Origin of the sequence: Candidatus Rhodoblastus alkanivorans (assembly GCF_022760755.1) — a bacterium.
GTDB classification, from domain to species: Bacteria; Pseudomonadota; Alphaproteobacteria; order Rhizobiales; family Beijerinckiaceae; genus Rhodoblastus; species Rhodoblastus alkanivorans.
The window spans coordinates 3450488-3469244 of the sequence record NZ_JAIVFP010000001.1 but is presented as its reverse complement, the minus strand read 5'-3'; the positions used below and the strand labels follow the sequence as shown (position 1 = coordinate 3469244).

15 protein-coding genes and 3 pseudogenes are annotated in these 18757 nt (G+C 60.6%); 11 read left to right on the top strand and 7 right to left on the bottom strand.

What is annotated here, in order from left to right; translation table 11 throughout:
- Nucleotides 1-142: 142 nt before the first annotated feature.
- The 4 genes and pseudogenes from glmS (at nucleotide 143) to K2U94_RS16115 (ending at nucleotide 4768) form a co-directional block, all read left to right on the top strand.
- Nucleotides 143-1972: a glutamine--fructose-6-phosphate transaminase (isomerizing) gene (gene glmS, locus K2U94_RS16130; protein ID WP_243068181.1), complete on the top strand. Its 1830-nt coding sequence runs from the start codon at nucleotides 143-145 to the stop codon at nucleotides 1970-1972.
- Between the two features lie 243 nt (nucleotides 1973-2215).
- Complete coding sequence (locus K2U94_RS16125; protein ID WP_243068180.1) at nucleotides 2216-3262, top strand: glycosyltransferase family 2 protein; 1047 nt, start codon at nucleotides 2216-2218, stop codon at nucleotides 3260-3262.
- Between the two features lie 108 nt (nucleotides 3263-3370).
- Nucleotides 3371-3481: pseudogene (locus K2U94_RS16120) on the top strand (IS481 family transposase); the annotation flags it as partial.
- A 669-nt stretch (nucleotides 3482-4150) separates the two neighbouring features.
- Nucleotides 4151-4768, top strand: coding sequence for a sulfotransferase family 2 domain-containing protein (locus K2U94_RS16115; RefSeq protein WP_243068179.1), 618 nt, complete (start codon nucleotides 4151-4153; stop codon nucleotides 4766-4768).
- A 215-nt stretch (nucleotides 4769-4983) separates the two neighbouring features.
- Here the strand turns inward: K2U94_RS16115 and K2U94_RS16110 are convergent, their stop codons facing one another.
- Together K2U94_RS16110 and K2U94_RS20840 are read right to left on the bottom strand one after the other, a co-directional pair.
- Nucleotides 4984-5193: a hypothetical protein gene (locus K2U94_RS16110; RefSeq protein WP_243068178.1), complete on the bottom strand. Its 210-nt coding sequence runs from the start codon at nucleotides 5191-5193 to the stop codon at nucleotides 4984-4986.
- Nucleotides 5194-5521: 328 nt separating this feature from the next.
- Nucleotides 5522-5647, bottom strand: a pseudogene (locus K2U94_RS20840) (transposase domain-containing protein); the annotation flags it as partial.
- A gap of 115 nt (nucleotides 5648-5762) precedes the next feature.
- On the opposite strand from K2U94_RS20840, the pseudogene K2U94_RS16100 reads away from it, so the two are divergent.
- A pseudogene (locus K2U94_RS16100) lies at nucleotides 5763-6815 on the top strand (IS110 family RNA-guided transposase).
- Between the two features lie 356 nt (nucleotides 6816-7171).
- On the opposite strand, the gene K2U94_RS16095 reads toward K2U94_RS16100, so the two are convergent.
- The gene (locus K2U94_RS16095) at nucleotides 7172-8581 is read right to left on the bottom strand and encodes a class I SAM-dependent methyltransferase (RefSeq protein WP_243068176.1); all 1410 of its coding nucleotides are present in this window, start codon (nucleotides 8579-8581) and stop codon (nucleotides 7172-7174) included.
- Nucleotides 8582-9268: 687 nt separating this feature from the next.
- On the opposite strand from K2U94_RS16095, the gene K2U94_RS16090 reads away from it, so the two are divergent.
- The gene (locus K2U94_RS16090) at nucleotides 9269-9664 is read left to right on the top strand and encodes a DUF3126 family protein (RefSeq protein ID WP_243068175.1); all 396 of its coding nucleotides are present in this window, start codon (nucleotides 9269-9271) and stop codon (nucleotides 9662-9664) included.
- A gap of 3 nt (nucleotides 9665-9667) precedes the next feature.
- On the opposite strand, the gene K2U94_RS16085 is transcribed toward K2U94_RS16090, so the two are convergent.
- Nucleotides 9668-10324, bottom strand: a complete 657-nt coding sequence (locus K2U94_RS16085; protein WP_243068174.1) for a hypothetical protein — start codon at nucleotides 10322-10324, stop codon at nucleotides 9668-9670.
- Between the two features lie 127 nt (nucleotides 10325-10451).
- Here K2U94_RS16085 and K2U94_RS16080 point away from each other — a divergent pair, with 127 nt between their 5' ends.
- Complete coding sequence (locus K2U94_RS16080; protein ID WP_243068173.1) at nucleotides 10452-10982, top strand: gamma carbonic anhydrase family protein; 531 nt, start codon at nucleotides 10452-10454, stop codon at nucleotides 10980-10982.
- A gap of 120 nt (nucleotides 10983-11102) precedes the next feature.
- Here the strand turns inward: K2U94_RS16080 and K2U94_RS16075 are convergent, their stop codons facing one another.
- A complete protein-coding gene (locus K2U94_RS16075; RefSeq protein ID WP_243068172.1) occupies nucleotides 11103-11708 on the bottom strand; it encodes a PilZ domain-containing protein in 606 nt (201 codons plus the stop codon).
- A gap of 115 nt (nucleotides 11709-11823) precedes the next feature.
- Nucleotides 11824-12444: a PAS domain-containing protein gene (locus tag K2U94_RS16070; RefSeq protein WP_243068171.1), complete on the bottom strand. Its 621-nt coding sequence runs from the start codon at nucleotides 12442-12444 to the stop codon at nucleotides 11824-11826.
- Nucleotides 12445-12880: 436 nt separating this feature from the next.
- Between K2U94_RS16070 and K2U94_RS16065 the strand changes: the two genes are divergently transcribed.
- Together K2U94_RS16065 and K2U94_RS16060 are read left to right on the top strand one after the other, a co-directional pair.
- Nucleotides 12881-13654 (top strand): rhomboid family intramembrane serine protease, encoded by a 774-nt coding sequence (locus tag K2U94_RS16065; RefSeq protein ID WP_243068170.1) that lies wholly within the window; start codon nucleotides 12881-12883, stop codon nucleotides 13652-13654.
- Between the two features lie 90 nt (nucleotides 13655-13744).
- Nucleotides 13745-14176, top strand: a complete 432-nt coding sequence (locus tag K2U94_RS16060; RefSeq protein ID WP_243068169.1) for a CBS domain-containing protein — start codon at nucleotides 13745-13747, stop codon at nucleotides 14174-14176.
- 20 nt (nucleotides 14177-14196) lie between these two features.
- Here K2U94_RS16060 and K2U94_RS16055 read toward each other — a convergent pair whose 3' ends face one another.
- Nucleotides 14197-15246, bottom strand: a complete 1050-nt coding sequence (locus K2U94_RS16055) for a patatin-like phospholipase family protein (protein WP_243068168.1) — start codon at nucleotides 15244-15246, stop codon at nucleotides 14197-14199.
- Between the two features lie 275 nt (nucleotides 15247-15521).
- Between K2U94_RS16055 and argS the strand changes: the two genes are divergently transcribed.
- The gene (argS, locus tag K2U94_RS16050) at nucleotides 15522-17300 is read left to right on the top strand and encodes an arginine--tRNA ligase (RefSeq protein ID WP_243068167.1); all 1779 of its coding nucleotides are present in this window, start codon (nucleotides 15522-15524) and stop codon (nucleotides 17298-17300) included.
- A 71-nt stretch (nucleotides 17301-17371) separates the two neighbouring features.
- On the top strand, nucleotides 17372-18751 hold the full coding sequence (locus K2U94_RS16045) for an SPOR domain-containing protein (RefSeq protein ID WP_243068166.1): 1380 nt from the start codon (nucleotides 17372-17374) through the stop codon (nucleotides 18749-18751).
- Nucleotides 18752-18757: the final 6 nt, after the last annotated feature.

Genomic DNA, 18757 nt, shown 5'->3' with positions numbered 1-18757 from the left:
CTTGGCTTTCGACCGCGGCCGCGCCGACGCGAGGCGGCGGAGGCGCCTTGCCGCATCAAGCATGAAAAGAAAATTGACTTGCGCCGGAGCCTGAACCTAGCCTTTCCTGCGGCCAAAGTTCCATTGGAAAGTGAGCGGATTCATGTGCGGCATTGTCGGCATTCTCGGTCAGGGCCCGGTCGCCGGTTCGCTGATCGACGCCCTGAAGCGGCTCGAATATCGCGGCTATGATTCGGCGGGCGTCGCCACGCTGGAGGATGGCAGGCTGGAGCGCCGCCGCGCCGAGGGCAAGCTGCGCAATCTCGAAGCCCTTTTGCGCGAAAAACCTTTGCATGGCTGCGTCGGCATCGGCCACACCCGCTGGGCGACCCACGGCCGCCCGACCGAGAACAACGCCCATCCCCACGCCAGCGATAAACTGGCGGTGGTGCATAACGGGATCATCGAGAATTTCCGCGAATTGCGCGACGAGCTGATCGCGCTCGGCCATAAATTCGTCACCCAGACCGATACCGAGGCGGTCGTCCATCTGGTGACCGAGCAGATCAGGCGCGGCCTGTCGCCGGTCGAGGCGGTCGCGGCGAGCCTGCCTAGGCTCAAGGGGGCCTTCGCGCTCGCCATTCTGTTCGAGGGCGAGGAAAACCTGCTGATCGGCGCGCGGCGCGGCGCGCCTCTGGCGGTGGGCTATGGCGAGGGCGGGGAAATGTATCTCGGCTCCGACGCGCTCGCGCTCGCCGCCTTCACCGACACCATCACCTATCTCGAAGACGGCGACTGGGTGATCCTGCGGCGCGGCTCGGCCGAATTCCGCGACGAGGAGAACAAGCCGGTCGAGCGCCCGAAGCTCAAGACCCAGGCCTCGGCTTTCCTTGTCGACAAGGGCAATTACCGGCATTTCATGGCCAAGGAAATCCATGAGCAGCCGGAAGTCGTGGCGCGCACGCTCGCCCATTACATCGATTTTTCGAACGGCTGCGTGCGCCTGCCCTTCGAACTGCCCTTCGACCCGAAGGATTTGAGGGCGATCACGATCACCGCCTGCGGCACGGCCTATTACGCCGGCATGGTCGCGAAATATTGGTTCGAGCGTTTCGCCCGCCTGCCTGTCGAAATCGACGTCGCTTCCGAATTCCGCTATCGCGACGCGCCCATGCCGGAAAAGGGCCTGATGATCGTCGTCTCGCAATCGGGCGAGACGGCGGATTCACTGGCGAGCCTGCGCTTCGCCAGGGCCCATGGCCAGAAGGTGATCGGCGTCGTCAATGTGCCGACCTCGACCATCGCCCGCGAAAGCGACGTCGCCGCGCCGACCCTCGCCGGGCCGGAAATCGGCGTCGCCTCGACCAAGGCCTTCACCTGCCAGCTCACCGTGCTGGCGGCTTTGGCTTTGGCCTTGGGACGGGCGCGCGGCGTGCTCGACGCGGCGGAGGAGAAGCGGCTGGTCAACGAGCTGATGGTCGTGCCCGGCCTTTTGGCGGAAGCGATGAAGCTTGAGCCGGGCATCGAGGCTTTGTCCCACCAGCTCGGCAAGGCGCGGGACGTGCTTTATCTGGGGCGCGGCCCGTCCTATCCCCTGGCCCTGGAAGGCGCGCTGAAACTCAAGGAAATTTCCTATATCCACGCCGAGGGCTATGCCGCGGGCGAGCTGAAGCACGGGCCGATCGCGCTGATCGACGAGCAATTGCCGGTGATCGTGATCGCGCCGACCGATTCTGTGCTGGAAAAGACGGTTTCGAACCTGCAGGAAGTCGCCGCGCGGGGCGGCAGGATCATCATGGTCGGCGATTCCCACGCCATCGACGCCGCCGCCGTCTCGCTCGCGGGCGAAATCCGCCTGCCCGACATGGCGCCCGATTTCGCGGCCATCGTCTATGCCGCGCCGATCCAGATGCTGGCCTATTACACCGCGGTCTTCATGGGCAAGGACGTGGACCAGCCGCGCAATCTGGCGAAGAGCGTCACGGTGGAGTGAGCGGGAGTGATTTGGGGACTGGAAGAGCGTTGTACGGGTAATAAGCGCGCGGTTCGCGGCAAAATGGGAGCGAGGGGACGGTGAGCCGAAATCTTTTAGGGGTTTCGTATCATGTCACCGTAATTCCGCATGTCACCGGAGTTAGAACTTGTGCCTGGCCCGTCCAACGGGTTAGGACAGAAAGACGGTCGGAACGCGGATTCGAGGGCAAGACCATGCAGTGCATCACACGAGGCGATTGACATGGCGCCGTCAATATCAGTGATTGTGCCGATTTATAATACAGAATCCTATCTCGAACGATGTCTGTCGTCGATTGTCGAGCAGAGCCTGAAAGACATTGATATATGGTGCATAGATGATTGTTCTTCGGATGGAAGCGCCGATATAGTTCGAAGGATGCAAAGGGCAGACAGTCGAATAAATTTGTTACAGCACAAAACAAACCGAGGTCTTGGCGCAGCGCTTAACACTGGTATCAACGCTTCCTCGGCGCAATTTGTAGCCTCTGTTGATAGTGACGATTTCATCGACAAAGATATGCTCGAGCATATGCTCCGGGTCGCGTCAACGGACGATTTTGATATGATTGAGGCTGGATTTCACTGCGTTGACGGCAATGGGAACATTCTTTCGACTTATCGCCCTGAGAGCCGTGAAATTGATGTCAAAAATCAAATGAAAGGTTTGTTTCAGATCGGCAAGCATAGCGTCTGGGCGAAACTATGGCGTCGGTCTCTTTTTGCTGATACTGGCATTGAATTTCCTGAAAAAACCTATTTTGAAGATATGGCAACGACACCAAGACTTATCGCCGGCGCCAAAAGAATCAGAATTTTATCGGATGTATATTATAACTATACGGTTGGCAGGGGCGATTCGATAATGTCTCGCGTGTCTGCAAAACACATATTGGACTATATGTATTGTTTTGATATTTTGAGGACATTTTTCTTCAGGGATAGAAACATGTTTCAATGTGTGGATAGCTACAATAAATTTGTTGCTGACAACATAAATTATTTCAAGGAGATCGTTGAAGAGGCTGGCTTGTCTCGCGGAGAAAAGGAGAAATATGACCGTCTTCTGTCGATGGTTGAAGATGCGAGTCATGAAACGGCGATCGAAGACGCCGGCGCTCAGCGAGACGCGCCGTCAGCACAGGGGAGATCTTCGGGGCAGAACTCCTCGGCGCCCTTCTCTTCGTTCGTGAAAAAAATCGGCTCCGGCAAGTTGTGCGCATGGAAAACGAGAGCCTCAAAACGATTCAAGCCGGACCGTCATTGCTAGCGAAGCGATCCATCCTGCGACGCCCCTGAGCGGCCGAACCCTCATGAACCCTGACGTTGCCCCAAGGTGTTATCCAGTTCTGAGTTCGCGCCGGCGGTTGGTATAGCCGAAGGCAGGCTCAAACTTGTCGTCGCCATCGACAGGACGTCAAGATTCGCGTTCGTCGAATTGCACGAGAGGGCCGCCGCGCGCATCGCAGCCGATTTCCACAACGCGGTGCGACCACACGGCTTTTTTGGCTTCGAACCTTCGGCGCCTGATGTGTTCCTCCCGACGCCGCCAGAGCGGCCGCCAGCCTGATCGGCGCCGGCTCCGGCGTCGGCTCTGGCCCCGACGCCAATCCTGAATTAACATTCCAAGGGGCCAATCGATGGGGGCGATCACTTGCCTCGTTTCGCCAGACGTGGGAGCGGGTTGCCTTCCGCCATGCGTTTAGGGTTTCTATGAGCGCTTCGCGAAAGTCGGAAGGTTATGATTCCCTGAGGACAGTTGGAGACCGAGTCGCAGATGTCGCGCAAAAGTTTTAGCCCCTGTTCGCTCGCCGCTCTTCTGTCGAACGTCAACTGCGAAGCCAAAGGCGCGCCAGGCTACCCGGCGCTCGTGAATGTCAAGGTCGCGCTTTTGCAGCAGTGGCGCTTGCCTCTCGGAGCCCTCCCCCAAGGAGGCGGTGCGTGACCGCCGGTCATGTCGCGGGCGGCGCGAGCCGCGCCAGGGGCGAATTGCGCCTCCACTCGGGAGATTGAGGGGAAATGAGCGGCTCAACGGGTCGAAATTGCCGGCGGGAAGGCCAAATTCGACCTCGGTGCGGCTCCATCGCGCGGCGCTTGAGCGCCAATCTGGCCGACATCATGCGTTTTTCAAAGCGTTCCAACTGACCTGGGGATAGAAATGCCGATCTTCCACACCAACGGTAAGAACGTGCTGTTTGTCCATATTCCGAAGACTGGGGGAACCTCGGTTGAGAAATGGCTAAGGCGACATGTCAATATTAGCTTCTTTTCGATTGGCGTTCCGAGTGCAATGAAATGCACACCACAGCACTTGACTAATCATGATTTTTTTCAGATATTTGGCAAAGGATATTTTGATTACACTTTTGCGATAGTGCGCAATCCGTTCGATCGAATCGTCAGTGAATACAGGATGCGGGAAGCAGAGGGAAATGCTGGCTTCTGGGGTGCTTTCCCGGAGTTTTCTCTGTGGTTGGAAGAGAACCTTCCTTTGCAAACTCGCGATCCCTGGCGCCTCGACAACCATTTGCGCCCGCAATGGGAGTTCATATCGAGCGACACAGAAGTGTTCCGCTTCGAGGACGGGCTGGAAAACATCATGCGCAGCGTAGCCGATCGGGTCGGCTTACCACCGCCCGACGACGTGCCGCATGAAATGGGACGACCCCTCGGGCCCACAAAACTGGCTTGGGATGAGCGCGACATTCTGAAGATGCGCATTCATTATGGTCAGGATTTTTCTCATTTCGGTTATTCCGATACGCCGCGCACATGAACCGACGTGCAAAATCCCCCCCCCCAATGAACCGGGGGTCGGCTTCCAAAAACTGTCATTACAGTGATGGTGTGGACGGGGCTCCATCTGACGGTTGCTTAAACGACGACCATCATGGCGCATCGATGCCACTTCGGGGCGCCGTCCACCCCATCACCGTAATTCCGTTTCCGATCAGGCCGGAATCATTTCGCGACTATTTCACGTAGACCATCTTACTCTTCGATCTCTCCGAGCAGGAATATCTCGTACGATTCAAGTGTCTTCAATGTGCGGATGAACGTTTGAAGTGTGCTTTCCGCGTTTTCAGTCCGGTGGCCTGCGCGTCGAAGATCGGCAACGATAGTGCGCCAGTCTACAATGACACTCTTCAGCCAAGCGATGTGTCCAGTGGCCAGTTCAAGATCATCTTGCAGCTTGCACATCGGCGACCCACTCCCTGCTTAGATTTCTTATTTTTCGCTTAGAATAGCAAGGTGGTAGATTGTCTTCAAGCTGTTGAAAATACCGAGATTTCCCCGTCTCAATGCCGCTTAAAATTTTTCGCATTGCGGGATGATGACGACGGCAATCTGCGTTCCGGCTTCGGTAAAGCACGGCAAGAAACAGCTTTTTCATTTCCGATTCGCCTTTGGCGGGATGTTCGGCATTGCGCCATGAACCTCGACCTGACGACCCTCTTGGAAAGGCGCCGTCGCACTCACTCGTCGCGTGGAATGGGGCGCGGGCGACCGTTCTCGTGTAAGCGTCCGGTCAGGCAGTCTTTGCTTTGAAGGCGTCGCCCCATGGCAGGAGATCGGCGACCTTCTTGGCGGGATGGTCGGCGATTTGGGCGAGGACGGTTCTCAGATCGGCCGCAGGGTCAAGGCCGTTGTGCTTGCGGATTACGGTGATGGGGTGGACGGCGCCCCGCAGCGGCATCGATGTGCCAAGATGGTCGTCGTTGCAACATCCATCGAATGGAGCGCCGTCCATGGGCAAGTCTATCGGCAATTTGGCTGCTGTCACGCGCGTTGGCCTCGATCTCGCGAGAAATGTCTTTCAGGTTCATGCGGTCGACGCGCGCGGCGATGTCGTGGTCGCGCGCAAGGTTCGGCGCGGCGGGCTGCTTGAGTTTTTCTTGCGCCCGCCGCCCGGCCTGGTGGCGATGGAGGCCTGTTCGTCGGCGCATCATTGGGGCCGCCTTCTGGTCGCGCGGGGCCATGAAGTGCGGCTGATCCCGGCGGCGCATGTCAAACCTTAGGTGCGGCGCGGCAAGAACGACGCGGCCGACGCTGCGGCGATTTGCGAAGCGTCTCTGCGTCCGGGCCAGCGCTTCGTCGCCGTGCGCTCGGTCGAGAACCAGGCGGCGTTGATGCGCCATCGCGTGCGCGAGCAACTTTCCGGCCAGCGCACCGCGCTGCTCAACGCGCTGCGCGGCCATCTGGCCGAAATCGGCGTCATCGCCGCGCAGGGCGCGCAACACGCCTATGAGCTGAAACAGCTTCTCGACCAAGGCGGCGACGCGCATGGCGAAATCGTCGTTCCCGATTGCGTCCGCGCCGCGCTTTTGCCTTTGGCGAAGCAGATCGACGCGCTCGACGAAACCATCGGCGCGATCACCGACGAACTGGCGGACGCGGCGGAGAGGGATGCGACAACGCGGCGGCTGATGACCATCCCCGGCGTCGGACCAGTCATCGCTTCGGCCATCGTCGCCACCGCGCCGGATATGAGCGCCTTCGCCAATGGGCGCGAATTCGCCGCCTTTCTCGGCCTGACGCCGCGCCAGCATTCGACCGGCGGCAAGCAGCGGCTCGGGCGCATCACCAAAATGGGCGACCGCTATTTGCGCAAACTGCTGGTGGTCGGCGCGACCTCGGTCCTTTGCCACCGTCAGGGCCATAATGACGCGCTGCGCAACTGGGCCAAGGCGCTGCTGGCGCGCAGGCCGGAAAAATACGGCTTCAAGCTGACGGCGGTCGCGCTCGCCAACAAGCTCGCCCGCCTCATCTTCGCCCTGATGAGCCGTGGCGGCGTCTACGAGGGCCGCCCAGTCGCCGCCTGAGGCCGCCGGCGCGACGCGCGCCGGAAAAGGATCGAGGGTGACAGCGACGTGATGTGAAAAAATGGAAAGGCTTCGAAGCCAGATATCGTGTCGGCGCCAATGCGAGCGCGCTACGGTGATTGCGGCGAAGAGCCAAGCGGACGATCCATCAAGGCCAGCCGGAAAAGCCCGGCGCAAACAGGCCGTAGACAGTACCGCACCCGAGACATTCACGCTACTTCGAGAAAACCCTTGCTCAAAGGGCGTCGTCCAGACATGACATGATACGAATTCTCTAAATTATTTTGGTTGCGGCCACCTGAAATGAATCCCCTTCGGCTAATTGTGCAATTCATATCATGTCACCGTAATTTCGGCTATTTTTGCAGAACAACAATATCTTGAAACAAGTCGAGGCATGCTGGGTAGTACGCGATTATGTTCATATATTTGCTCCACTGAGAGAGTATCTGGCTTTTGGTTTGAAATGTTCCTCGATAATAATTCTTCATTGCCAGTAGCGGACCAAGGTTGTTATCCAATAATAAATCAGAAATACCGATTGAACTGAGTTGTTGCATGACTAAGCGTGACTTAGATGCTTCTGTATGCTGCAAAAAAGCATACTCGCCATGTGTCGACAATATACAAATACCCCCAGGTCTCAATATACGCCTAAGTTCCTTCAGCCAAGCGTACTGCGCTCCTTCTGTGAGGTGCGTCATAACAGAAATACCATAGACGAGATCGATCGACGCGGATTGAATTTCTAATGGAGGAAAAAAATCGGAACAGGAACTCTCGATGTCCGGACAATTATCCATGCACCACTTAGCGTTAACTTGGTCGACATCGACGCCAATCACTCGCGCATCTGGGCAGAGAACACGCTTAAGGGGTATCGCAACTCGGCCGACGCCGATGCCCCAATCCAAAATGGCTGGTGAATTCAGTTTGCCGAGAAAATGATTTGCAAGTGAAATAATCTGATACGCTAGGTTCAAGCCGGGAGTCGCAAAATTTTCTCGACTGTCTGGGGCCCCAAGCACACGGGTAATGTTCTGTCCTTCTGGAACCACCCTTAGCCAACTGTAATCCAAAGGTATACACATAGAAGCAAATGGAACAGTTTGAAGAGACGCAGGAGAACGCTTGGTCGAATTGCTTTCCGTCAAACCGAGAGTTATATAGCGTTTCTCATTGGCATTATGAACTGTTATATCGGCACTTATACGTCGATAATTTGGTGCGCCCTTAGGAATACTATCGCGGATAGCGTCTGACCATTCAAGTCGATCAATGTGAATATCTTGCTCGTCCTCCGTCGGGGCGAGGCGGAGATTGGCGCTCAAGGGAACTAAAGCGCGTGCCCGGAGAGAGAAGCGCACGCGCTTTCTATCTGTTGTCAAAAGACTCGAACTTGGATCTTCGCATAGGTTCGGCGCGCTTTCAGGAACGACGGCGTAGATTGGTTCAAAAGGGGTGTCATCCCTGAAGGGATGAATATTCTTTGTTGCGTTGACGACGCGTGGGAGAATTTCGCCGGAGGAGACGGCGCGGACCTGTAATGCCTCGGAATCAAACGCGCTATGATGAACATAGCAGAAGCCGCCATTGCCAGTGCCCAAGCCAAGTTGCATAAGGTCTAGTCGCGGTAACTGGCACGGCACCTGCGCAATTTCTGTATCGCCCAGAAATATAATCACCTTGTCGGCGGCGTTACTATGTTCCTGAAGACACCAGCCAGATACTTGGAAATTGTCAATTAACTCAACATAACCCGGCATGTGAGGCCCTTTACGACAGGTTCATAAATTAAACTTGGAATGTCCGTCATCGGATAGCCCAAAATGGCGGCCGCGCGCAAGATGCCGGAGTTACCCGGACGTGATACGAATTCCCCAGTTGCTGCTGGCGTGAATCCCGGCGGCGGGTTGGATCGGGCCGGCGGCGGAGAGGTCGCCTGGGCTTTTGGCGTTGTCACGGCGGCCGGGGCTTCGGTGGAGCGGAGAATTGCAATCTTAGATTGTGAAATGGTGTGAAAAAACAGTGAAAAAACGCGCCTTTTTTGCAAATTTGGACCATTTTCGCGCAAAAAATACGTCGATTTCCACCCAATGCAACTGTATGGTTGTGCGCTCGCCGCTGGGCGCCAGTGGATTTTCGCGCCGGGCGGAACATGGGAAGCGCGCCGAACTCCCGTCCGCGCGCAGCGCCCAATATTCTCGTTAGACCAATAGCTTATGGCAAAAGAGGTCTTGACGCCCGCAGGGATCTCGGACAGCGGATGATCACGGGCGTTTCACATGAAACAAAACAAGAACAAAATTTCGCGACTCCGGAGGGGCTTTTTTCCTGTCAGATCCATTTCCACTCCGCCGCTTTCACCAAAACCGCCCGAAACCGCGCGCCGTCCTTGCGCGCGCCATAACTTTTTGGCAAGCCTCGCTTCGCGAACGGAACGGAGATGGGTCTTGGACAAGATCGAATTGCGCAAGTTGCAGGAATTCCTGCGTCAATCCTTCGGCGCGCCGGGAATCAAGGTCGGGCTCGATCCCAAAAACATCGAGGAGGCCGTCGTCACCTTCGGCGAACGGCCGCTGGGCCGGATCAGCGTGGACGACGAGGATGGCGACCGCTCTTTCTCCTTCGCCATGAAGATTCCGGTCGAGCGTCCGGTGCTGCAGGATTATCTGCGCCGGCTGTTCGATAATGACGAGCTGAAAATCGTCGCCCGCGCGAAAAAGACCGATTCGGTCGAACTCAACCGTGGCGACGACTTTTTGGGCGTCATCTCGGCCGACGATCCCAAGGGCAAGTCCTACACCCTGCAGATGGCGATCCTCGATTTCGACCTCGAGGATCTATGATCCTCATTTCGGTTGTCGCGGGCTCATCGCGCCGCGCACCAGAAGCAAGGCATTGGCGCGCAGACGCGACCATTCGCCCAGCCAGACCGGGTCGAACCGCGCCAGGATCTGCAGGTTCTCGACCCTGAATTCACTCGTGCAGGCGACAGGCAAGCCGTCGGAAGGAATTTTCGGGCGCTCGCAGCGGGCAAAAAACTCCTCGCCGTCGGGCGGCGCGAGATAAAGGTCCTCGCCGGCATAGGGCGAACTGTCTTCGAACCGTCGGCGCAGCAGGCCGCCCTCCGTCACTTGCGCTTCCGACGCGAGATAGGGGCCGTAGCGTTCGGCCGGCGAGGCGGCGTCCGCGCTTCCGTCGCTTTTCGGCGCCGGCGTGATCGAGAGGAAGATCTGGGCGCGGCCTTTCGGGCCGGCTTCGCCGGGGGCGGGCAGGCGGCGCGGATCGGCGGCGCCGGGGGTGAAATCGGGCGCCAAAGCGACGAGATCGACCCTTTCCGGGTCGGGCGCATCGGTCATGCGGACGTAATCGGCAGGGAAGCGCAGGCTATGGCCGGCGAGGACGAAGGTCATCGTCCCGGCGGGCGGCGCCGCCGGCCAGAAGCGCCAAAGGGCGAGGCCCGCGACCAGCGCGAGACCGGAAAGAAGGAGGAAAATCTTGCGCAAGCGAATCGGACGAAAGCGGACGAAAAAGCGCGGGCTTTTTGCTTGGGCTGACGCCCTTGCGAAAGCAAGGGCCAGCGTGATTATGTTGGACCCGATTATGCCGCCCTTGGCAAGGGAGTCGTGAAGGATGAGTCTCTATTCGCTCGACGGCGTCGCGCCGGAATTGCCGCCCGAGGGCCGCTATTTCGTGGCGCCGGACGCCAATCTGATTGGCCGGGTGCGCCTGCGCGAGGACGCCAATGTCTGGTTCGGCGCGACCTTGCGCGGCGACAATGAATGGATCGACGTCGGCGAGCGGAGCAATGTGCAGGATTTGTCGGTGCTGCACACCGACATGGGCTGTCCGCTGACCATCGGGCCCGACGTCACCATTGGCCATGCCGTCATCCTGCACGGCTGCGTCATCGGCGAGGGCAGCCTGATCGGCATGGGCGCGACCATCATGAACAACGCCCGCGTCGGCAGGTTCTGCATCGTCGGGGCCAACGCCCTCATTCCCGAGGGCAAGGAATATCCCGATTATTCGCTGATTGTCGGCGCGCCGGCCAAGGTCGTGCGCACGCTCGATCCCTCGGCGGCGGAAGGGCTGCTCAAGAGCGCCCGCCATTATGTCGAGAACGGCCGCCGCTACGCCGCTGGCCTGAAGAAAATCGGCTGAGGCCAGGGCGCGCCGCGCCCGTTACACCTATCCGCTGGCGCGAAAATCCCCTCGCGGTTCGCAGGGGTTTTCGCGTCATGGCGTTCCCGCGGATTGTGCTGCAATTTTGCGGAAACGGCGTTACAAGACCACGTTTTCGTCGAACTGGTCGAACGACAACGGCAGGGCGAATTCGAGCGCCAAGCCATGATCGAACACGCGCACGACGCGGGCGCGGCGGCGCCCGACTTGGATCATGGCGCCCAAAGGCGTCCCCTTGGTGCAGGTGACAGCCGCGCCGGAAATGGAAATATCGACGATTTTCGCCGGCGCCGTACTGCCGTCGGGAAGGCGGATGATCGTATTGATTTCCTTCGGGATGATTCGCTCGTGACGGCGGTCCTCCGGCAGGCCGAGCGTCTCTCGGTTGACGAGCCAGGTCAGCTGATTGACCAGCTTTTCCCGTTTGGCCGTGGTGAGGACGGCGGTCATCGCGAAGCCATGTTCGAGATGGCGCACGATATTGCCCTCGATTCGCCCCAGGGCGTCGAAATAGGCCACGACCCGCTCGCCGATCTCCCCCTTCACCGGCGCGGTCAAGGCCAGGCCGCCGACGGAGACGTCGATCGTCTGGCAGGGAAATTCGCGCCGGTCTTCAAGCATATAGCGTCCGAGCAGCGAAAGCTTGACGCGCGCATGGCGCCGCCGCTCGTGGGGCTCGGTAGTGATTTTTGCCTGAACTTGCATCTCGATCGCCAGAAGGTCTGCGTCAATTGCGGCAAATATAGCCGCTCGTCGTTAATTCATTATTACGGCGCAGCTTTGAATCCTTCGGGACAGTCTTGCGCAAATATTGAGCAGACTAGTTTTTGCGTCCTCCGCGGATGACGAAGAATGATTTGCGTCGCGTTCGGGCGCGGCGAGCGAGATCGGAAGGCTGAAGGTCTTCGTCGTTCTCGTATGCGGCGAAAATGGGCAGGGCGGCGGCCTGCTCGTCGCCGACGAATCGCATGGCGACCAAGCGAAGATGGTCGGTCCGCCGCAGGCCGAACCAGCTGGGAATGGCGGTCGGGGTCAGCATGCCCAGCACGCGGGCGTGGGTCTTGCCGTGATGACGCAGGGGAAGGAGCAAAAGCTCCAGATGGGCCGGCATGTCGTCGCAGAGTTCGGCCGTCAATCCGGCCACCACCGGTCGTACGCCCTCCACCACCCCCGAGATCATGGCGCTGGCGGCGTCGCGGTCCTCGGGCGCGAACAGGCCCACGAAGGCATGGCCCTTGCGCTCGTCCAGGAACAGGGCGCTCAGCCTCGTGCCGGAAATGCGCAGCGGAAACTGCCGCTCGTCGTCAACCTCCAGAATCATCGTGTCGGCGAGAATATGGCGGATTTCGACTGGATCGATTTCCTCGCGCTCCGGCGAAAGCCGCGCTCCTCGCAGCTTGTTCCAATAGCTGTAAAGCTCTTGCGTGGCCGCCTGTCTCATCTTCTCGCCCTTGTTCTATTGCGGGTCGTTGCTGAGCCATTTCGGGCCGAATCGCCGGCCATCATGGTTTACAAAATCTGATTTGCGAAGTTCGGGCCAGGGTCGGAAGACGGCGGAAGAGGCGTTAAGGTTAATGAAACGTCGACGTTGCAAAGGCGTTAGGACTTTGGCAATATTTTCTCGATGGAACGGCGCGGAAGTGGTGAAGCGAATCGGGCGACGCGACGTTCATTAGATGGCAACTGCTTGTTTCTGGCGGGTTTTCTGGTTCGTCGCGTTCTTTGCCGAGACGGCCGGACGGTTTGAACCCTCCAGATCGCGGAACGACCGCAAGCGAACCGCGCAAGCCAGACGGTTAACGTCGTTGCAAAGAGGGGGGAGAGCTTGCTCCAGCTCTCCCCCTTTTTTTGCCGGTCGAAAGGGAAGGGCGCCAGCGATGCGCGAGCGCAAACGCGAGCCTATCTTCAATCTGCCGGCGGTGGTCGTTCTGCTTTTGGCGGTCCTGACGATCATCCAGATCGCGCGCAGCCTGATCTCGCCCGAATTGGACAGCGCGATCATCGCGATCTTCGGCTTCGTCCCCGCCCGCTTCACTTTTCTCGTCGACCAGGGCGCGGTGCTCAGCCATCTGACCGAAGTCGCGCGACATTCCGAACTCGAAGGCCAGATCGGCCAATTCTTCCTGACCTATGCGCCGCCCGGCTGGCTTTGGTTCACGCCCTTGTCCTACGCCTTCCTGCATGGCGACAAAACCCACGTCATCTTCAACGGAATCTGGCTCGCCGCCTTCGGCTCGCCGGTGGCTCGGCGTTTCGGCGCTGGCCCTTTCCTGCTGCTTGGCGCCGTTGGGTCGGTCGCCGGGGCTTTCGCCTATCTGGCGGTCCATCCGGCCGAGCTCTCGCCCATGATCGGCGCCTCGGCGGCGATTTCGGCTTTCATGGGCGCGGCCGCGCGGTTCGTTTTCCCGTTGGGCGATTTCTACCGGGTGGGCGCGGAGCCCGCGCCGCCGCTCCTCACCTACCGTGAGATGCTGGCCAACCGCCAGACCATGGCCTTCGTCGTGATCTGGTTCGTCTCCAACCTGCTGATCGGGATGGGGGCGCAGGCTTTTGGCTTTTCCGAGGCCCCGATCGCCTGGCAGGCCCATATCGGCGGCTTTCTGGCGGGACTGTTCCTCGCGCCGATATTCGACAAAGGGCGCAAGGCGTAAGGGCAAAGCTCTCGCTTGCGCTCTCCCGCGATTGGGGGCATCCTTAATGCAATAATGGGGAAAATCCCCTTTTTTAGCGGAGGAAGTCTTATGAGCGTCGCACTCATCATCGCGGCCAAGGGTAATGACGTCACCACCACCCAGCCGCATCGCACCATGCAGGAAGCGACGGCCCTTCTCGCCGAAAAGAAAATCGGCGCGGTGATCGTCACCGGCGACGACGGCGGAGTGCTCGGCATTCTTTCCGAACGCGACATCGTTCGCGCCGTCGGCCTGCACGGCTGCGGCGTGCTTCAGGATCCCGTGTCGAAATATATGACCGGCCGGGTCGTCACCACCAGCATGGACGAATCGATCGACCAGGTGATGGAGCAGATGACCGCCGGGCGGTTCCGCCATCTGCCGGTGATCAAGGAGGGCCGCCTCGCCGGGGTCATTTCCATCGGCGACGTGGTCAAGCACCGCCTCGACGGGCTGGAGTCCGAGCACCGGGCAATGCGCGAATATATCGCCACCGCCTGAGCAAAGTCACAGGCGGCGGTTCAGTGTTTCGGCTTGAAGCCGTGGATTTGGCCTTCCAGCGCCGCGACTTCGGCGATGTCGTTCAACGCGCGCCGCGCCGCCTCGCGCCCCAAGGCGATCAGCTCGTCGGCGCGGTGGAAGTCGAAAAATCCGATTTTCGACAACCGGGCGGCGATCAGCACGTCGGGGGGATCGCCTGCGAGACGCGAGCGCGCAATGCGATCCTGGGTGATGTTGAAGGCGTCGAGCATGGCGGCGGCGATGCCCGGCGCGCCATTGGCCGCGCGCCCGAACTGCCGGCGCAGCTGCCGCGCTTCCGCCGCGCGCGGTGACGCAGGGTCGGGCTCGCGACCCTGAGCGGTTTCGTGCGGCTTCAATTCCGGCTCGTTCGCCATCGCGGCGGCGTCGGCGATCAAAGTCCCGCGATAGGCGACGTCGCCCACCAGGTTGACTGCGATCACCAGTTCGGCGCCCATCGCCCGGCACAGGGTCACGGGCACCGGATTGACGAGAGCGCCGTCGAACAGCCAGCGATGGTCGATTTGCAAAGGCTCGAATATGCCTGGCATCGCGTATGAGGCGCGGATAGCGTGGACGAGGTCGCCCTTGCGCAGCCAGACCTCGTGCCCGGCCCCGATCTCGGTCGCCACCGCGCCGAATGTGATCGGCAGGTTTTCGATGCGCCGCTCTTCAAGTTCGCGCGAAAGTTCGTCGCGCAATTTGCCGCCGGACATCATGCCCGCGCCGGAAAAAGAAATGTCCATCAGCGAAAAAACGCGCCGCTTGGTCAGCGCGCGCGCGAACTTTTCCAGTTCGGCGAGCTTGTCGGCGGCATAGCAGCCGCCGACCACCGCGCCGATCGAGCAGCCGGCGATGACGTCGATCGGCACCTGCCGCGCCTCCAGCTCCTGCAGCACGCCGATATGGGACCAGCCGCGCGCGGCGCCGGAGCCGAGCGCGAGCCCGATGCGGGGACGTCCGGTGCGGCGAGGCGGATGCGCGCCGCCGTCGCTCGCGGCGGAGAAGGATTCGCCGGATTTCTCGAAAGTCTTCCAATTAAAACCGAACATGGCCGGTCCTCAATTGAAACGCTTGTCCGAATTCAGGGCCCGATGCAATGATCCTGCCGTTGCCCGAACCGTCGCCAGGAATCTTGCATTTTAGTAAAGGTCGAGGCTGCGCGCGAATTGTTGCGAAACGGTTAAGCTGTTTCCTTTTCGCAAATGGGCGCCGGCGCAGCGGAATTGAAGCCCCGTGGCGCCGATTTTGCCCAAAATTCCCGGCGCGCTTTGACCTCGACGGCGAATTGGTTTAGCCCCTCGGCGCGAAAAGAGCCGAGGCCGCCATGAACATTTACGCCGAATTCCACGCCCGCATCGCCGCGCTTCTGGAGCGGCTCGGCGCGGAAGCGCGCCTGCCGACGAGCCTCGACTTAGCCCGTTTCGTGGTCGAGCCGCCGCGCGATCCGAGCCTTGGCGATCTCGCCTGCAACGCCGCCATGGTTTTCGCCAAGGAGGTCAAAGCGTTCTACCCCAATCCGCGCCAGCTCGCGGCTGAACTCGCCTTCAGCCTGGGCGAAATGGAGGATGTGGAGCAGGCCGAAGTCGCCGGGCCGGGCTTTTTGAACATTCGTCTCAAGCCGGCGGTCTATGGCGACATCCTGCGCGCGATCCTGCGCGAGGGGGAAAATTTCGGGCGCGGCGCGTCCGGCCGGGTCGCGGCGAAAAAGGTCAATGTCGAATATGTTTCGGCCAACCCGACCGGTCCGATGCATGTCGGACACGGCCGCGGCGCCGTGTTCGGCGACGCCCTCGCCAGCCTGATGGAATTTTCCGGCTCCGAGGTCACCCGCGAATATTACATCAACGACGCCGGCGCCCAGGTGGACGTGCTCGCGCGCTCGGCATATCTGCGCTATCTCGAAGCGCTCGGCGAGGTCGTGACCGTGCCGGAGGGCCTCTATCCCGGCGATTATTTGAAACCCGTCGGCGCGGCGCTCGCGGCGAAATATGGCGATAGCCTGCGCGGCAAGCCGGAAGGCGAATGGCTGCCCCCGGTGCGCGCCTTCGCCATCGACGCGATGATGGAGATGATCCGCGACGATCTGGCGGCGTTGAACATCACCCATGAGTCGTTTTTCTCGGAGCGCAGCCTGCACGACAGTTCGAACGGACCTTCGGAAGTCGAGGCGGCGCTGGAAGATTTGCGCGCGAAAGGCCTGATCTACGAGGGCCGCCTGCCGCCGCCCAAAGGCCAGCTGCCCGACGATTGGGAAGATCGCGAACAGATCCTGTTCCGCTCGACCGCCTTCGGCGACGACGTCGACCGCCCGCTGAAAAAATCGGACGGCTCCTTCACCTATTTCGCTTCCGACATCGCCTATCACCGCAAGAAGATCGCAGGCGGCTACGACGTTCTGGTGGATGTCTGGGGCGCCGACCATGGCGGCTATGTCAAGCGCATGAGCGCGGCGGTCGAGGCTTTGTCCGGCGGCAAGGTCGCGCTCGACGTCAAATTGTGCCAGCTCGTCAAGCTGATGCGCGACGGCGAGCCGGTGAAAATGTCCAAGCGCTCCGGCGATTTCGTCACCTTGCGCGAAGTCGTGGACGAGGTCGGCGTGGACGCCGTCCGCTTCATTATGCTCTATCGCAAGAACGATGCGCCGCTCGAATTCGACCTCGCCAAGGTCATTGAACAATCGAAGGACAATCCGGTATTTTATGTTCAATACGCCCATGCCCGCGCCCATTCCGTGCTGCGCCAAGCGCTCGCGGCTTTTGCCGAACTCGATCTCGCGCCGGCGCGCCTCGCCGAGACCGAGCTTGCGCTGCTCGCCGATGAAAACGAATGGGCGCTCATCAAATTATTGGCGCAATATCCGCGCGTTATCGAAAGCGCCGCGACCGCGCATGAACCGCATCGACTGGCCTTTTACCTGCATGACGTGGCGAGTTTTTTCCATTCTCATTGGAATCGGGGCAAAGATCAGCCACAATTACGCTTTGTTAATCAAGATCGTAGAGATTTGACCTGCGCCAGACTCGCCCTCGTCACGGGGTTAATGAAAGTTCTGGCGTCTGGACTGTCCGTTTTAGGTGTTAAAGCGCCGGAAGAGATGCGCTGAACTTTTCGCGCATGGCCCTTGGGAGAGGGCGCCGCCTCCGCGTCGCTTTGCGTTGATCGTGAGGGTTGGCCATGGGTGAATATGCCGCCAAATTTCGTCCGGAGGTCGATCTGGACGAGTTCGAACGTCGCCTGCGCGCCGCCGCGCCGGCGCCTCAGCCGCGCCCCGAGGAAGCCGCCGATCCGCTTGCCGAACTCGCCCGGCTCGTCAATGGCGAGGGGATGGCCGGCCGGTCCGATCCTTTCGAATCCTTGTTCCGGGCCCAGACGGCGGTGGCCGAAGGCCGCAGGGCCGCGCAGTCGCGGTCCGCGGCCGCGCAGCCGCAAATAGCTCCCTATGGTCTGCGCGAGCCTTATTTCGAACAGCCTCCGCATGGGGAAGATTATGCCGGCGCCGAGGCGCCGGCGGCCCAGGGCGGCCATGCTCATCCCGACGAGGCTTATGCCTATCCCGACGAGCGCTATGCGGCGGACCCGCTGCCCTATCAGGAATCGGAGCCGGCCTGGGCCGAGACGTCCGGGGCCGCGGAGCAGCCGGCTTGGCCGGCGGCCTTCAGCGAAGCCGCGCCGCCGGAGCCCGCGCCGCGGATCCGCCGCAAGGTGATGTATGGCATGGCGGCCGTTCTCGCGCTTGGCGTCGCCGGAATCGCCGGCGTCCTGGCGCTGCGCGGCCATTCGGGCAGCCGTGAGGTCGTGACCATCGAGCCCGACCGCGATCCGGCCCGGGTCAAGCCGGCGCAGGTCGAGAATGCGACGCCCGAAGGTCAGGCTCTTTTCGACCGCAAGGGCGGAAACAATGTGTCCAAGGTCGTCGCCAATGCGGAACAGCCGGCCGACCTGAAGACGGCCGTCAAGAACGCGCCCGCCGGCGCCGCTGGCGTCGCCACCCCGACCCCGCCTGCGCCTTCGGCCGGGGGCGCGCAGACGGATTCCCTGTTCCCGCCGCCGAAAAAGGTGAAAACCATCGCCGTGCGCGCCGACGGCAGCGTGATCGGCGGCCCTGAGGCTCCCGTGCCGGTGCCCATGACGAGGACGCTGCCGACCATGGCCGCCGGAGCCCCCGAACCCGATGTGGCGCCCGCGCCGCCGCGCCGGTCGGCGGAAAAATCGACCCAGCGCGCCGCCGCGCTGACGGAATCCGCGTCGAAGCCTTCGGCTCATTCCCGGCCGGCCAAGGTCGAAGCCGCGCGCGAAACGGCCGGCCAAGGCGGCGGCTATGCCGTGCAGCTCGCCGGCACGCCCAGCGAAAGCGCCGCCCGCGCCGCGGCGAAGCGGCTGTCGGCCAAATATTCGAGCGCGCTGGCCGGCCATCAGGCCAGCTATGTGCAGGCCAAGATCGGCGCCAAAACCATCTGGCGCGTGCGCGTCAACCATCTCGCCGAGGATAAGGCGAAAAGCATATGCGAGGCGGTCAAGGCCCAGGGCGGGCGCTGCTTCGTCGCCCGAGACTGACGCGGA

Excerpts from the sequence above, each read along its gene's own strand:
- K2U94_RS16125 (WP_243068180.1), top strand. The coding sequence starts at position 2,216 with ATGGCGCCGTCAATATCAGTGATTGTGCCGATTTATAATACAGAATCC.
- glmS (WP_243068181.1), top strand. The coding sequence starts at position 143 with ATGTGCGGCATTGTCGGCATTCTCGGTCAGGGCCCGGTCGCCGGTTCG.
- K2U94_RS16045 (WP_243068166.1), top strand. The coding sequence starts at position 17,372 with ATGGGTGAATATGCCGCCAAATTTCGTCCGGAGGTCGATCTGGACGAG.
- K2U94_RS16080 (WP_243068173.1), top strand. The coding sequence starts at position 10,452 with ATGAGTCTCTATTCGCTCGACGGCGTCGCGCCGGAATTGCCGCCCGAG.
- K2U94_RS16065 (WP_243068170.1), top strand. The coding sequence starts at position 12,881 with ATGCGCGAGCGCAAACGCGAGCCTATCTTCAATCTGCCGGCGGTGGTC.
- K2U94_RS16115 (WP_243068179.1), top strand. The coding sequence starts at position 4,151 with ATGCCGATCTTCCACACCAACGGTAAGAACGTGCTGTTTGTCCATATT.
- K2U94_RS16070 (WP_243068171.1), bottom strand. The coding sequence starts at position 12,444 with ATGAGACAGGCGGCCACGCAAGAGCTTTACAGCTATTGGAACAAGCTG.
- K2U94_RS16110 (WP_243068178.1), bottom strand. The coding sequence starts at position 5,193 with ATGTGCAAGCTGCAAGATGATCTTGAACTGGCCACTGGACACATCGCT.
- K2U94_RS16060 (WP_243068169.1), top strand. The coding sequence starts at position 13,745 with ATGAGCGTCGCACTCATCATCGCGGCCAAGGGTAATGACGTCACCACC.
- K2U94_RS16095 (WP_243068176.1), bottom strand. The coding sequence starts at position 8,581 with ATGCCGGGTTATGTTGAGTTAATTGACAATTTCCAAGTATCTGGCTGG.
- K2U94_RS16055 (WP_243068168.1), bottom strand. The coding sequence starts at position 15,246 with ATGTTCGGTTTTAATTGGAAGACTTTCGAGAAATCCGGCGAATCCTTC.
- argS (WP_243068167.1), top strand. The coding sequence starts at position 15,522 with ATGAACATTTACGCCGAATTCCACGCCCGCATCGCCGCGCTTCTGGAG.
- K2U94_RS16075 (WP_243068172.1), bottom strand. The coding sequence starts at position 11,708 with ATGCAAGTTCAGGCAAAAATCACTACCGAGCCCCACGAGCGGCGGCGC.